General features: G+C 70.0%; 11 protein-coding genes. 3 read left to right on the top strand and 8 right to left on the bottom strand.

The window, feature by feature from the left end; genetic code table 11:
- Positions 1-4: 4 nt before the first annotated feature.
- The 3 genes from MMF98_RS07715 to MMF98_RS07725 all read right to left on the bottom strand — a co-directional run bounded on the left by MMF98_RS07715 (position 5) and on the right by MMF98_RS07725 (position 4679).
- On the bottom strand, positions 5-976 hold the full coding sequence (locus tag MMF98_RS07715) for an HlyD family secretion protein (RefSeq protein ID WP_243305688.1): 972 nt from the start codon (positions 974-976) through the stop codon (positions 5-7).
- A gap of 1 nt (position 977) precedes the next feature.
- A complete protein-coding gene (locus MMF98_RS07720) occupies positions 978-2378 on the bottom strand; it encodes a TolC family protein (protein ID WP_243305689.1) in 1401 nt (466 codons plus the stop codon).
- Between the two features lie 231 nt (positions 2379-2609).
- On the bottom strand, positions 2610-4679 hold the full coding sequence (locus tag MMF98_RS07725; RefSeq protein ID WP_243305691.1) for a sodium-translocating pyrophosphatase: 2070 nt from the start codon (positions 4677-4679) through the stop codon (positions 2610-2612).
- A gap of 224 nt (positions 4680-4903) precedes the next feature.
- Here MMF98_RS07725 and ppa point away from each other — a divergent pair, with 224 nt between their 5' ends.
- The gene (ppa, locus tag MMF98_RS07730; protein ID WP_243305693.1) at positions 4904-5440 is read left to right on the top strand and encodes an inorganic diphosphatase; all 537 of its coding nucleotides are present in this window, start codon (positions 4904-4906) and stop codon (positions 5438-5440) included.
- 121 nt (positions 5441-5561) lie between these two features.
- Here ppa and MMF98_RS07735 read toward each other — a convergent pair whose 3' ends face one another.
- The 4 genes from MMF98_RS07735 to MMF98_RS07750 all read right to left on the bottom strand — a co-directional run bounded on the left by MMF98_RS07735 (position 5562) and on the right by MMF98_RS07750 (position 10437).
- Positions 5562-6362: a lipase family protein gene (locus MMF98_RS07735; protein ID WP_243305695.1), complete on the bottom strand. Its 801-nt coding sequence runs from the start codon at positions 6360-6362 to the stop codon at positions 5562-5564.
- Positions 6292-7986: a wax ester/triacylglycerol synthase family O-acyltransferase gene (locus MMF98_RS07740; RefSeq protein WP_243305697.1), complete on the bottom strand. Its 1695-nt coding sequence runs from the start codon at positions 7984-7986 to the stop codon at positions 6292-6294. Before MMF98_RS07740 ends, MMF98_RS07735 begins: the two co-directional genes overlap by 71 nt.
- An 82-nt stretch (positions 7987-8068) precedes the next feature.
- Entirely contained in the window at positions 8069-9820 is a 1752-nt protein-coding gene (locus MMF98_RS07745) for an ATP-binding response regulator (protein WP_243305699.1), read from the bottom strand.
- Positions 9820-10437: a response regulator gene (locus tag MMF98_RS07750; protein WP_243305701.1), complete on the bottom strand. Its 618-nt coding sequence runs from the start codon at positions 10435-10437 to the stop codon at positions 9820-9822. Before MMF98_RS07750 ends, MMF98_RS07745 begins: the two co-directional genes overlap by 1 nt.
- A gap of 153 nt (positions 10438-10590) precedes the next feature.
- Here MMF98_RS07750 and MMF98_RS23615 point away from each other — a divergent pair, with 153 nt between their 5' ends.
- Complete coding sequence (locus MMF98_RS23615) at positions 10591-12408, top strand: S8 family serine peptidase (RefSeq protein ID WP_279343547.1); 1818 nt, start codon at positions 10591-10593, stop codon at positions 12406-12408.
- A 14-nt stretch (positions 12409-12422) separates the two neighbouring features.
- On the top strand, positions 12423-13055 hold the full coding sequence (locus MMF98_RS07765; protein ID WP_243305703.1) for a hypothetical protein: 633 nt from the start codon (positions 12423-12425) through the stop codon (positions 13053-13055).
- A gap of 24 nt (positions 13056-13079) precedes the next feature.
- Here MMF98_RS07765 and MMF98_RS07770 read toward each other — a convergent pair whose 3' ends face one another.
- On the bottom strand, positions 13080-14300 hold the full coding sequence (locus MMF98_RS07770; protein WP_243305705.1) for a GNAT family N-acetyltransferase: 1221 nt from the start codon (positions 14298-14300) through the stop codon (positions 13080-13082).
- Between the last annotated feature and the right edge of the window lie 3 nt (positions 14301-14303).

The following is a 14303-nucleotide window of genomic DNA, read 5'->3' on the forward strand; positions in this document are numbered from 1 at the left end:
CGGCTCAGTGCACCAAGACGCTCATGCCCGGGCGCGAGCCTTCGATCGGCGCCTGGGGCCGGGCCCGGACCTCGAAGGTGCGGGCATCGAAGCCCTGGCCGGCCCGGGTGGCGCGCCAGGTGGCGAAGTCGGGCAGGACGGCGCTGTAGTAGACCTTGAAGCGCACGCGCCGGTTGTCGAGCGCCGGCAGCACGGCGTCGAACTCGCTGCCGATGCCGAAGCGCTGCAGGTGGTCCTCGCGCACGTTGAACACGGCCCACTGATCCTTCAGGTTCGCCACGGTGACCACGGCCACGCCCTGCGGCGACAGCTCGCCGACCTTGGCCAGCACCTTGGCTACCTCGCCGGCGACCGGGCTCTTGAGTTCGGTTTCGGCCTGGGCCGCCTCCACCTCGGCCACCACGCCCGCCACCTGGCGGGCCTGCGCATTGGCGGCGGCCTTGTCCTCGGGCCGGGCGCCCGCGAGCGCCATGTCGTACTGGGCCCGGGCGGCCAGCGCCTGGTCGCGCGAGGCCTTGAAGTTGGCCTCGGCCTCGTCGCGCTTCTGGGCTGCCACCAGGCCTTCCTTGGCCAGGTTCTCGACCCGTTTGAGCGAGCTTTGCGCGAGGTCCGCGGCCGCCTGGGCGCGTTGCCAGGTCAGGCGCGCCATCTCGATTTCCTGCGGCCGCGCGCCTTTCTGGGCCTTGTCGGCCACGGCCTGGGCCGCCTGCTGCGCCGCGGTGGCCTGCTCGAGCTTGGCCGCGACCTCGGGGCTGCTGGTGCGCATGAGCAGGGCGCCGACCGCGACCTGGTCGCCTTCCTTGACCAGCACCTCGGAGATGCGCGCGCTGAGCTTGGGGGCGATGTCGGTCTCGGTGGCCTCCATCTGGCCCTGGAACACCTCGGGCGCGGGCTGCGAGGCGCGCCACAGGCCGTAGCCCACGAAGGCCACCACCAGCGCGCCGGCCCCGATCCCTGCGATCTGTTTCTTGTTCATGTCATTCCACCTTCACGTCGGCGCGCGCCATGTAATTGCTGAATTCCTCGGACAGCCCGCAGCTCTCGAGCAGGTTGGCCAGCGCGACCGCATAGTCGTGCGCGGCCTGCGCCCGCTCGGTCTGCACCTTGGCGAGGTTGACCCGGGCATCGATCAGGTCCAGCGTGGTGCTGGTGCCTTCGCGCAGGCCGGCCACGCGCAGGCGCAGCACCTCGTCGGCCAGCGCGATGCCGGGCTGCATGGCCAGGTACTGGCGCCGTGCCTGGTCGAGCGCACGCCAGTTCTTCTCCACCAGCAGGGCGATGTCGCTGCGGGCCTGGGCGCCGATGCGCTCGGCCTGCTCGACCTGCTTGAGCGACGAGGCTTCGAGCGCGTTGCGGTCGATGGCGTCCCACAGCGTCCAGCGCACGCCCACGCCGGCCACCCAGTCGGCGTTGGTGCTCTTGAGCTCGCGCTGGCCGAAGGCGAACACCTGGGGCCGCCGCAGCGCCTCCTGGCCGGCGTGCAGCTGCTCGGCCTCGGCTTTCTTGGCCGCCACCTTGGCCAGCCCGGGGTGGCGGGCCAGCGCGGCCTCCACGAAATGCTGCAGCGGCTCGACCGGCTGGGTCAGCACGAACAGCGGGCTGGTCGGGCTCACGCGCTCGTCGGCCTTGACGGTGCGGGTCAGGGCGACGGCCGACAGCTCAGCGTCGTCGCGCGCCTTCTGCGCGTTGCGCCGCGCCTCTTCGAGCGCCGAGCGGGCCTGCAGCCGCTCGAGCTTGGAGATCACCCCGGCGTCCAGCATCTTCTGCGCCGCCGCGTCGTGCTGCTCGATGGTCTGCAGCGCGGCCTCGCGCAGCGCGGCGGCGCGCGCGGCCAGCTGCGCGCCGAAGTAGCGCTGCACCAGCAGGGTGGTGAGTTCATGCCCGGCCTGGTCGGCGTCGGCCTGGGCCTCGCTGGTCTGGGCCGTCACGAAGCCGCGCACGGCGTCGCTCACGCCGCCGGCGTAGATCGGCCAGACCGCCGAGACCGACGAGGTGTTGCCCGTGTCGTGGTGGTTGAAGGTGTAGCGCGAGGGGAACTGCGGCACCGGCAGCGGGATGGGCAGGTTCTGCAGCGGAATCGGCAGGCGCTGGTCGAGCTGCAGCAGGCGCTGGTTGACCGCATCGAGGTTGACGGTGAGGTTGGCGTTGTAGGCGTAGGCCGCGCCCGTCAGGCTGACGGTGGGCCCGCCCAGCCCCTTGAAGCCCCGGCCCTGCAGCTGCTTGCTCTCCACCGCGCTGCGGGCCGCGGCCAGCTTGTCGGAGCCGGTCTGCATGCGCTGCCAGGCGGCGTCGAAGTTCATGGGTTCGGCCTGCGCGCCCAGCGCGGCGAGGGCCAGGCACAGCCCCGCAGGTGCCCGTCGTCGAGAAGATGCTGTCATGTCGTTGTCCCTGAACCCGCCGTGTCGTTGGAGAATGAAAACGCTCCGGCCCCTGCCGCGGCGTTTCCCCCGTGCGGCCAGTCTAGGGGATTATCCGCCGCGAGCCGGGCCACGCCGGTGCACCATCCGCCCAGCCGCCCCGGCCTGGAATCTGCGCCTGCTCCTGAAATGATAGCAAACAAAAAGCCCGCCGAAGCGGGCTGGAGAATCGTTGAAGCGGCGGGCGCTGCGTCAGCCGCCGTGGAACTTCACCACCAGCGGCACGATCAGCAGCGCCACGATGTTGATGATCTTGATCAGCGGGTTGATGGCCGGGCCGGCCGTGTCCTTGTAGGGGTCGCCCACGGTGTCGCCGGTCACGGCGGCCTTGTGCGCCTCCGAGCCCTTGCCGCCGTGGTGGCCGTCCTCGATGTACTTCTTGGCGTTGTCCCAGGCGCCGCCGCCGGTGCACATGGAGATGGCGACGAACAGGCCGGTGACGATGGTGCCCATCAAGAGGCCGCCCAGCGCCTTCGGGCCGAGCAGCAGGCCCACAAGGATGGGCACGACCACGGGCAGCAGCGAGGGAATCACCATTTCCTTGATGGCGGCGCTGGTCAGCATGTCCACGGCGCGGCCGTACTCGGGCTTGGCCGTGCCTTCCATGATGCCTTTGATTTCGCTGAACTGGCGGCGCACCTCGACCACCACGCTGCCGGCCGCGCGGCCCACGGCCTCCATGGCCATGGCGCCGAATAGGTAGGGGATCAGGCCGCCGATGAACAGGCCGATGATCACCATCGGGTCGCTCAGGTCGAAGCTGATGGTGCGGCCGTAGGCTTCGAGCTTGTGCGTGTAGTCGGCGAACAGCACCAGGGCGGCGAGGCCGGCCGAGCCGATGGCGTAGCCCTTGGTCACGGCCTTGGTGGTGTTGCCCACGGCGTCCAGCGGGTCGGTGATGTCGCGCACGCTGGCGGGCAGCTCGGACATCTCGGCGATGCCGCCGGCGTTGTCGGTGATGGGGCCGTAGGCGTCCAGCGCCACCACGATGCCGGCCATGCTCAGCATGGAGGTGGCCGCCACGGCGATGCCGAACAGGCCCGCCAGCGAGTAGGCGGCCATGATCGCGATGCACACGAAGATCACAGGCCAGGCAGTGGAACGCATCGAGACGCCGAGGCCGGCGATGATGTTGGTGCCGTGGCCGGTGGTGGAGGCCTGCGCGATGTGCTGCACCGGCGAATACTGCGTGCCGGTGTAGAACTCGGTGATCCAGACCAGCACGCCGGTGAGCGCCAGGCCCACTACGCAGGCGCCGAACAGCCGCATCTGCGCGCCGGTGCCGCCCAGCGCGTTGTCGGGGATCAGCCACTGCGTCACGAAGAAGAAGGCGATCAGCGACAGCACGCCGGCCACCGCCAGGCCCTTGTAGAGCGCGGGCATCACGTTCTTCATGCCGGGCGAGGCCTTGACGAAGAAGCAGCCGATGATGGAGGCGATGATCGACACCGCGCCCAGCGCCAGCGGATAGACCACCGCGCTGCCGGGCGCTGCCGTCACCAGCAGCGCGCCCAGCACCATGGTGGCGATCAGCGTCACGGCGTAGGTCTCGAACAGGTCGGCCGCCATGCCGGCGCAGTCGCCCACGTTGTCGCCCACGTTGTCGGCGATCACGGCCGGGTTGCGCGGGTCATCCTCGGGGATGCCGGCCTCGACCTTGCCCACCAGGTCGGCGCCGACGTCGGCGCCCTTGGTGAAGATGCCGCCGCCCAGGCGCGCGAAGATCGAGATCAGCGAGGAGCCGAAGGCGAAGCCGATCAGCGGGTTGAGCAGGTCGGCCAGCTTGCGGTCGGGCGTGAGATTGCCGTTGCCCGCCAGGAACCAGTAGAACGCCGTCACGCCGAGCAGGCCCAGGCCCACCACCAGCATGCCGGTGATGGCGCCGCCGCGGAACGCGACGTCCAGCGCCGGGCCGATGCCCCGGGTGGCGGCCTGCGCGGTGCGCACGTTGGCGCGCACCGAGACGTTCATGCCGATGAAGCCGCAGGCGCCGGAGAGCACGGCGCCGATCACGAAGCCGATGGCGGTCTGGGTGCCGAGGAACACGCCGATCAGGATGGCCAGCACCACGCCGACGAAGGCGATGGTCTTGTACTGCCGGGCCAGGTAGGCGGCCGCGCCGGCCTGGATGGCGGCTGCGATCTCCTGCATCCGCGCATTGCCTGCGTCCTGGGAAAGAATCCAGCTGCGCGCCCAGAAGCCGTATGCGACGGCCACGAACCCGCAGACGAGCGCCAGAATCAGCGCCGAGTTGCCTGTCATGTTGATCTCCTACTTCGTTGTTTCGCTTGGAAGAAACACAACGCACCGGTTGTGTTTCCGCTGCGTTGCTTCCTCGTGGCTCCCAACTTGGAGACGATTGGCCAACGGGGGCAATATAAGCGTAAACCGTGACAAAAGCCTCCCGGTGTCGGGGAAAGCAAGGAGCGAGTCAGTAAAATCAGGGTTAATCCTGATCTTCATCCTCCTGTCATCTCCGCATCACCATGTCCCTCGATAAAGTCTCTCCCGGCAAGAACGCTCCCGATTCCTTCAACGTCGTCATCGAGATCCCGATGAACGCCGACCCCGTCAAGTACGAAGTGGACAAGGAAACCGGCGCGATCTTCGTGGACCGCTTCATGAGCACGTCCATGCACTACCCCACCAACTACGGCTACGTGCCCAAGACCCTGTCGGGCGACGGCGATCCGGTCGACGTGCTGGTGATCACGCCGGTGCCGCTGATCCCCGGCGTGGTGGTGACCTGCCGCCCGATCGGCATCCTGAAGATGGAAGACGAGGCCGGCGAAGACGGCAAGGTGCTGGCCGTGCCGACCGACAAGATCCTGTCGATCTACACCCAGTGGCAAAAGCCCGAAGACCTGAATCCGCTGCGCCTGAAGACCATCGCGCATTTCTTCGAGCACTACAAGGACCTGGAGCCGGGCAAGTGGGTCAAGATCCTCGGCTGGGAAGGCCCGGAATCGGCCCGCAAGGAGATCAGCGACGGCATCGCCAACTACCAGAAGGCCAATTCCTGATCAAACAGGCCCGAGGTCCGCGCCGGGTGGTCGTGGACTGCTATCAAAATGAAAGCGCCTGCCGGCTCGTGCCGCAGGCGCTTTTTGTTTGCCGCCGAGTTGCAAGCCGTGGGCGGGGCGCTCAGGCCCGTGTCGGGTCGGGATAGATCAGGCTCTTGAGCCCGAACAGGCCGGTGCGGTCGAACGGGCGCCAGTGGCCCTCGCGCTGGGCCAGCCGGTCGGCCACGGCCCACCAGGTGCTCGGGTTCAGGCCGAGGCCGATGTGGCTGGCCACCACCTCGATGTTCTCGGTCTGCGGGTTGGCGCTGGAGGGCGCCTGCAGGCTGCCCTGCCAGGCCACGATGCCGTCGCTGCGCGAGTAGATGCTGGTGGTGGGCACCGGCGGCGCCTCGGGCAGGTTGTAGGTCTCGGATTCGCGGTCGATGTTGCGGCCGCTGGTCAGCTCGTAGATGCGCCAGGCGTTGGTTGACTTCGGCGGGCCGGCGAACGGCGTGCCCAGCGTGATGACGCCGCGCACCATCTGGGGCAGCTCCTTGGCCAGCTCGCGGGCATAGACGCCGCCCAGGCTCCAGCCGACCAGGCTGACCTTGCGGCCGCTGGCGTTGAAGGCCTCGGTCAACTGCCGCTTGGCCAGCTCCAGCACGCCGGCGCGCGGCCCGAAGTTGAAGCCCTGGTCCCAGCCCTGCATCTGATAGCCCAGCGAGCCGAGGTAGCGGCGCAGCGGGATGGTGGAGGCGTCGCTGGCCGACAGGCCGGGAAACACGATCACCGCGTGGCCATCGCCCTGCGGGGCCCGCTGCAGCGCGGGCCAGGCGGGCAGCAGGGCGCCGAACTCCCAGGGAGCCCGGAATTCAAGAGCGAGCAGGGCGAGGCTTGGCGGTTGCAGGTCGGCGTTGGAGGGGTGTTGTCTCGGGCTTGCCATGGGCTTGGGATGATGAGGTCTTGACGGCTTTTCTGGTGCCTGCCACGGTAGCAGCTTTTGCGGTGCGGGGTGCTGGGGCCGGGGCCTTTTTAGAGGCAGGCTTCCGTTTTTGCGTCTCCTTGGCGACGCGCGGTGCAGGGGTTACTACCGGGGTGCCGCCGGCCGGCGCCAGGGTGTGCAGGCGCCGCGCCTCCTCGAAGGCGGCCTGCAGCGCATCCGCGAGGTCCTGCACGTGCGGCACCGCCTTCTTGTCGGCGATGATGCCGAAGTCGACGCTGCCCGCGTAGGTCTGGATGGTGATGTTGAGGGCCAGCCCGTGCATCACGATGCTCAAGGGGTGGAAGGTCAGCATGCGCGCGCCGGCCAGGTACAGCGGCACCTGCGGCCCCGGCACGTTGCTGATGGCGAGGTTGGCGATGGTCGGCAGCCGCTCGGCGATGCCGCTCTTGCCATAGGTGCGGAAGGCGGCCTTGCCCGCGCCGCCCACCAGCCAGGGCGCCAGGAACGAGGGGTAGTCGGTCGGCAGCACCGACTTGAGCTCGACCAGCGCCTCCTTGACCTTGGCCGTGGAGGCCAGGATGGCGTTCATGCGCTTCATCGGGTGGGCGAGGTGCGTGCCGAGGTCCACCACCGTGATCGAGGCCTGGTTGTTGAGCTCCTTGTTGCTTTCCTCGCGCAGGCTCACCGGCATGGCGGCGATCAGCGGCTTCTTGGGGATGCTGGCGTGCCGGGCGAGGTAGCTGCGCAGCGCGGTCGAGCAGATCCACAGCACGATGTCGTTGAACGAGCCGCCCACGGCCTTGGCCATCTCCTTGCATTCGGCGAACGGCAGGCTGGCGGTGGCGAACACGCGGTCGCGCGTGATGCCGGTGTTGAACACCGTCTTGGGCGCGAGGCTGATCGGCGATTTGGGGCGCAGGCTGCTCAGGCCGGCGCCGCCCCCGCTGAACGTCTGCCGCGCGACCGTGCCGCCGAGCGAGGTGGCGGCCGAGGGCAGGGAGCGGGCCAGCTTGGCGTATTGCGCCAGCGAGTTGGAGAACACCGCGCCGATCATCTCGCCGATCTTGAGGTCGCTGGCGGTGCGGCGGCGCCGCGTGAGGTCGGGCGGCGCCACGTCGCGCGGCGTGGCGCTCAGGTCGAGCACCGCGTTGGCCAGCACCGTGCCGCCCTTGCCGTCCAGCGCGGCATGGTGGATCTTGGAGTAGAAACCAACCAGTTTGCCCTGGATGTCCAGGCCGGGCGGTGCTTTGATGCTATCAAAAACATAGAACTCCCAGAGCGGGTGCTCGCGGTCGATGAGCTGGCCGTGCAACTGCGCGGCCAGCGCCTGCACCGCCTTGACGCTGAGCTGGCTGCCCTTGATCTTGCGGATGTGGAAGTCCAGGTCCACCGCGTCGGCCTCGACCCAGATCGGGTGGCCCAGGTCGAACGGCATGAAGGCCAGCCGCCGGCTGAAGATCGGCGCCAGGTGCATGCGCTTGGCGATGTGCTGCTGGACTGCCTTGTGGAAGCTGCCCTTGAAGCCGCGGGGCAGCTCGTAGAGGTTGAGCGAGCCCACGTGCATGGGCGTCTCGGGGGTTTCGAGGTAGAGGAAGGTGGCGTCCAGGCCGCTGAGGGATTTCATTGGTGTGTGTCTCTCCTTCATGGCAGGGTAGCAACCCGGTGCGGCGCCAGCCATCGGGGTTTGCCGGGGGGCGGCGAGCCGCTCAGCCGACCAGCTTGGCGATGGCCTGGTGCAGCAGCCTGGCGGACACCGGCTTGTGCAGCAGCAGCGCGTCGCTGTGCTGGGCCTCGCGCAGGCGCTGCGGCGCGGTGTCGCCGGTGATGATGATGGCCGGCAGGCCGGCGCCCAGGCGCGCCCGCACGGCCGTGACCACCTGCGCGCCGGTGCGGTTCTCGCGCAGCCGGTAGTCGGTGATCAGCAGTTGCGGCGCCTGGGCCTCGATCAGCGGCCAGGCCTGCTCCAGCGAGTCGGCCGTGGCGCAATGGCAGCCCCAGCCGCCGAGCAGCGCGTGCATGGCCAGCCGCACGCTGTCGTCGTCGTCGATCACCAGCACCCGCAGGCCCTGCAGGTTGGCCTCGGGCGCGGCGCGGTCCTGGTCGTCCAGCACGCTGCCGTGGCTGGCCGGCAGCCAGAAGCGGAAGACCGAGCCGCGCTGCGGCCGCGACAGCAGCTCCACGCGCGTGCCCATCTCGCGCGCCAGCCGCTGCACGATGGCCAGCCCCAGGCCCAGCCCCTTGCGGCGGTCGCGCTCGGGGTTGCCGAGCTGGTGGAACTCCTTGAAGATGTCCTGCTGCTGGTCGGGCGCGATGCCGATGCCGGTGTCCCAGACCTCCAGCGCCAGCATGCCGCTGCGCGCGCGGCAGGCCACCAGGATGCCGCCCTGGTGGGTGTAGCGGATCGCATTGGAGATCAGGTTGTGCAGCACCAGGTCCACCAGGGCCCGGTCGGCCAGCGCCAGGGCCTGGGTTTCGCGCGTGCGGTAGACCAGGCCCTGGGCGTCGGCCTGCGCGCCGAACTCCTGCTCCAGCTTGAGCAGCAGCGGCTGCACCGCGAAGGTCTTGGGCTGGGAGCGGATCACGCCGGCTTCCAGCCGCGAGTAGTCCAGCAGCGTGGTCAGCATCTCGCCGGCGGCGTCCGAGGCGGACTGCGCGTGCGTGAGCACGGTCTGCTGGTGCGGCGTGAGCGGCGTGCGCACCAGGGCTTCGAGGAACAGGCCCATGGCGTGCAGCGGCTGGCGCAGATCGTGGCTGGCCGCAGCCAGGAACCTGGACTTGTCGCGGTTGGCCTGCTCGGCGCGCGCCTGGGCGGCCTCGGCGCGTTCGAGCAATTGCAGGTTCTCGAAGCGCAGTTCGATGCCGCGCGCCGCGTCCAGGTCGATGTTGCGCGCGAACAGGCAGGTCACCGCCAGGAACACCAGGCTGCCGAGCCCGATGGCGACGTACTGCGGGCCGCCGTGCGCGAGCAGGTTCCAGGCCAGCGGCAGCAGGGCCGAGAAGGCATAGGCCCAGTAGGCCGGCACGCAGGGCGCGGTGAAGGCCATGGCCCCGGCGGACACGCCGGCCATGATGGCCAGCATGGCGAACACCGGCCAGGGCTGGTCCATGGCGTGTTGCCAGGTCCAGACCGACAGCAGGCCCCACAGCGCGCCGACCATGGCCATGTGCGCCACGATCACCCGTAGGCCGGCGCGCGGCGCCATGCGCGCGGTGCCGCCCCGGCGCAGCAGCAGCACCCGGCCAGCCACGATCAGGCCCAGGTACAGCAGCAGCCAGCCCAGCAGGAACTGCGTGGACAGCGTGTTCCACAGCGCGCCCACGCACAGCAGGCCGCCGGCCAGGGAGCCGAACATGCCGATGCCCAGGTTGCGCTCGACCAGCAGCACCTGCTCGCGCAGCACGCGGTCCTCGCGCAGCACCGGCCCCCAGGCTTCGGGCAGGCGCCAGGGCTTGCACATCAGAGCCGCACCAGCCCGCTGCGCTGCGCCGCGACCAGGGCCTCGGAGCGGCTGCTCACGCCGAAGTGCGCAAAGATCGCCGCGACATGCACGCGCACCGTGTTCTCGCTCAGACCCAGGCCGCGCGCGATCACCTTGTTGGGCTTGCCGGTGCACAGCAGCGTCAGCACCTCGAGCTGGCGCGCGGTCAGCGTGGACGACGGCGGCAGGGCGGCGGCGCCCGTCAGCTCGTCCTCGAACGAAGGCTCGCCGCGCAGCACGCGCGTGATGGCCTGCAGGATGTCGTCGGCGCCCGACGACTTGGGCAGGAAGCCGTCGGCGCCGCGCGCGGCGGCCTCGCGCGCCATCGCTTCCGTGGTGCTGGCCGAGACCACGATCACGCGCGCCTGGGCGAAGATTTCGCGCAGCAGCTTGATGCCGTCCAGGCCGTTGAGGCCGGGCAGCTCGATGTCCAGCAGGATCAGGTCGACCGGCCGGCCCGCATGCTCGCGCGCGGCCAGCACCGAGCCGGCCTCCAGGATGGGGCCGACCTCGGGGTGCGCCTGGACGATCAGTTGCAGGCCCGCGCGGAACAAGGCGTGATCGTCGACCAGCAGGACAGTCCTGGCGTGTGACATGAGTCGAGTATTGCCGAGAATGCAGCGTTGTTTCTTAGTCGTTTTGTGCTATTCACAGCGCGTGCCGAGGCCATCACACTCGCGGCGCCTGCGATATCGGCGATAGATGGTGTATCGTTGCCGCGCTTGATGAGGGACCCAGGAGTTAAAAGAATGTCTCAATCCGACAAAAGAGAAATCGGGAAGAGGGCGCGCGCGCCCGGCCGCCTCGCGCGGCATGGCGCCGCCGGCGCACTGGCGGCCTGCCTGGCCGTGCTGGCAGGATGCGGTGGAGGTGGCGGCAGCGGCCTGCCGCCCGCGCCGACACCAACACCCACCCCGGCGCCCACGCCAGCCCCCGTACCGGTGGCCCAGGACGATCCCCTGTTCACCTACCAGTGGTACCTGTCCAACAAGGGGCAGGACGCGCTGGCCAGCGTGCGTCCGGTGGCGGGCGTGGACCTCAACATGGGCGAGCTGCACGCGCAGGGCGTGCGCGGCAGCGGCGTGCGGGTGGCCGTGGTCGACTCCGGCCTGGAGATCGGGCACGAGGACCTGGCGCCCAACGTGACGCCTGGCGGTTCGTACAACTTCATCAACGGCAGCGGCGACCCCACGCCCACGGGCAATGGCGGCGATCACGGCACCAGTGTGGCCGGCATCATCGCGGCCGCCGGCTGGAACGGCAAGGGCGGCCGCGGCGTGGCGCCCGAGGCGCGGCTGCAGGGCTTCAACTTCCTGGCCAGCCAGGCGCTGGCCGACGAGCTGGCGGCGCTGGGGCAGGGCGCGCTGTCGCGTGACACCCAGGTCTTTAACATGAGCTACGGCGTAGAGCCCAACGCGCTGGCGCCGCTGTCCCGCAGCGAGCTCACGGTGCGCGAGGTGCTGCTGCGCGCCACGCGCAACAACCTCGGCGGCATCTACGTCAAGTCCTCGGGCAACGGCTACCTCGACCTGGATGGGCAGGACTGCAGCGCGGCCAACCTGTACGGTGTGGAATGCCAGAATGCCAATTTCGACCCCCGCAATGCGCTGTCGGAAATGATCATCGTCGGGGCCGTCAACGCGGCGGGGCGGCGCTCGTCCTACTCCACGCCGGGCGCCACGCTCTGGGTGGCGGGCTTCGGCGGCGAGTACGGCGGCAACAGCCGCTACCAGCCGAGCGCCAGCGGCCCGAAGCTGGAGCCGGCCATGGTCACCACCGACCTGTCGGGCTGCCAGCGTGGCTACAACCGGGCCGGCGGCCCCTACCCGCCGAGCAACGCGATCGACGCCGGTGGCCAGTCCGCCATCGACCCGGACTGCCGCTACACCGGTAGCTTCAACGGCACCTCGTCGGCCGCGCCCACGGTGTCGGGCGTGGTCGCGCTGATGCTGCAGGTCAACCCAGCACTGACGCAGCGCGACGTCAAGTACATCCTGGCGCGCACCGCGCGGCCGACCGACACCGGCTACGGCCCGATCCAGTATGCCTCGGTGGTGCTGGAGCCGGGCTGGACCACAAACGCCGCCGGCCGCCGCTTCAGCAACTGGTACGGCTTTGGCCTAGTGGACGCCTCGGCGGCGGTGGCCATGGCGCGCGGCTTCAAGCCGCTGGCACCGCAGCGCACGCTGAACTGGCAGCAGAACATGACGGCGGTGCCGATCCCCTACCGCGACGGCAACGGCAGCCGCGGCGCGATCCCGATCGCCGTGGCAGGCGACCTGAACGTGGAGTCGGTGCAGGTGAGCTTCGGCACCACCCACACGGCGCCGGCCAACCTGCGGCTGGTGCTGACCTCGCCGCGCGGCACGCGCAGCCACCTGCTGCTGCCGTTCAGCGTGCTGGTCCCCACGCCGGGCGGCTTCGAGGGCGAGCTGCTGAGTTCCAACGCCTTTCTCGACGAATCCTCCCAGGGCACCTGGAAGCTGGAAGTGGTGGACGTGACCCAGCCCACCGGCGACACCACCGCCCAGCTCCAGGGCTGGGCCATCCGCATTCTGGGGAGATGAGCACCATGACATTCTTGACTGTATCCATTGCCGCCACTCCGCTGCGCCGCGCCGCCATCGTTCTGGCTGTGGCGTCGTCGTCCTATGTCCTGGCGGCCGATGCTGACGACCGCGCCGCATTGCGTGAGGCCGCCACCGGCAGCCGCTTCACCGCAGGCACCGCCAGCTACCGCCTGGTACCGCGGGCCGCTGCGCAGCCGCAGGCCCAGGCCGACGCCAGCGCGGCGCCGGCTTCCGGCATGTTGGCACCCGCTGGCGCCGCCGCGCGCAGCGGCGGGCGCGTGGTGGGGCGGCTGGGCGGCTACGCCATCGTGCTCGACGGCGGCCCAGCGGCCGGACCAGACAGTGCCGCCCGCGCGGCTTCAGGCGGCACGCCGGGCTACCTGGTGGCCGTCAACCAGCGCAGCGGCGCGCCGGCGCTGGTGGCGCCGCGGCTCAAGGTGTTCTGCGCCGAAGCCGGGCGGGCCGAGGCGCTGGCGCAGGCCAGCGGCGGCCGCGTGCTGCTGGCCTCGCAGCCGCCGGCGCTGGTGATCCTGGGCTTCGACACGCCGCAGCGGGCGCTGGCTGCCGCCGACGGGCTGCGCCGCCAGTCCTGTGTGCAGGAGGTGCAGCCCGAGGTGCTGGAGTCGTTCGCCAAGCCGCATTGACGACGGCACCGCCGCCGGGGCGCCTCAGCCCTGGCGAAACGGTGTGCGCTGCTCCAGGTGCTCGAGGTAGTTCGCCACGCCTTCGCCCTCGCGCGCCAGGAAGCGCTCCACCGCGTCGGCGAAGGCCGGGTGCGCGAGCCAGTGGGCCGAGGTGGTGGCCACCGGCATCAGCGCGCGGGCCATCTTGTGCTCGCCCTGAGCGCCGCCCTCGAAGCGCTGGTAGCCCTGCGCGATGCACCATTGCAGTGGCTGGTAGTAGCAGGCCTCGAAGTGCAGGCAGTCCACGCGCTCCAGCGCGCCCCAGTAGCGGCCATAGGCCACCTTGTCCCGGGTTTTGGCATCAAAAGTGCCCAAGGTCCAGGCCAGCGGGTCATCGACTGCTATCAAACTGGTAGCAATCGGCCGGCCGGCGCGCTCCGCCACGAACAGCAGCCAGTGCTCGGGCAGGGTGTCGGCCATGCGCCGGAAGAAGTCGCGCGTGAGGTAGGGCGGGTTGCCGTGCTCGCGGTAGGTGCGCGCGTAGCAGCGGTAGAACAGGTCCCAGTCGGCGGTGCCGATGTCGCGGCCGCGGGCCCAGCGGAAGCTGACGCCGGCCTCGGCCACCTTGCGCCGCTCCTGGCGGATCTTCTTGCGCTTGTCGTGGCTCAGGCTGGCGAGGAAGGCCTCGAAGTCGCGGTAGCCGGTGTCGCCGCCAGGCGCGGGGGCCGCATTCTGCCAGTGGAACTGCACGGTCTGGCGCTGCATCAGGCCGGCATCGGCGCAGGCTGCCACGTCCTCGTCGGCGCCGAACAGCAGGTGCAGCGAGGAGAGCTTTTCGTTGCTGCACCAGCCCAGCAGCGCCTGCACCAGCGCCGCGCGTGCGGCGGCATCGCGCGCCAGCAGCCGCGCGCCGGGCACGGGCGTGAAGGGCACGGCCGCCAGCGCCTTGGGGTAGTAGGCCAGGCCATGCTGCTCGTAGGCGTTGGCCCAGGCCCAGTCGAACACGTACTCGCCGTAGGAGTGGTCCTTGAGGTAGAGCGCGCAGGCGGCCTGCAGCTGTGTGCCGCGCCACAGCGTGAGAAAGCGCGGCGTCCAGCCGGTGGCCGGCGTGGCGCTGCCGCTCTCGTGCAGGGCCGCCAGGTATTCGTGCCGCATGAACGGGCCGGCCTGCGGCTGCAGCGCGAGCAGGGCGTTCCAGTCGGCGGCCGCCACCGCGAACGGTGAATCCAGGACCCGGATGACATAATCGACTGGCTTGTTTCCCATCGC

Origin of the sequence: Variovorax terrae (assembly GCF_022809125.1) — a bacterium.
Taxonomy (GTDB): domain Bacteria; phylum Pseudomonadota; class Gammaproteobacteria; order Burkholderiales; family Burkholderiaceae_C; genus Variovorax_A; species Variovorax_A terrae.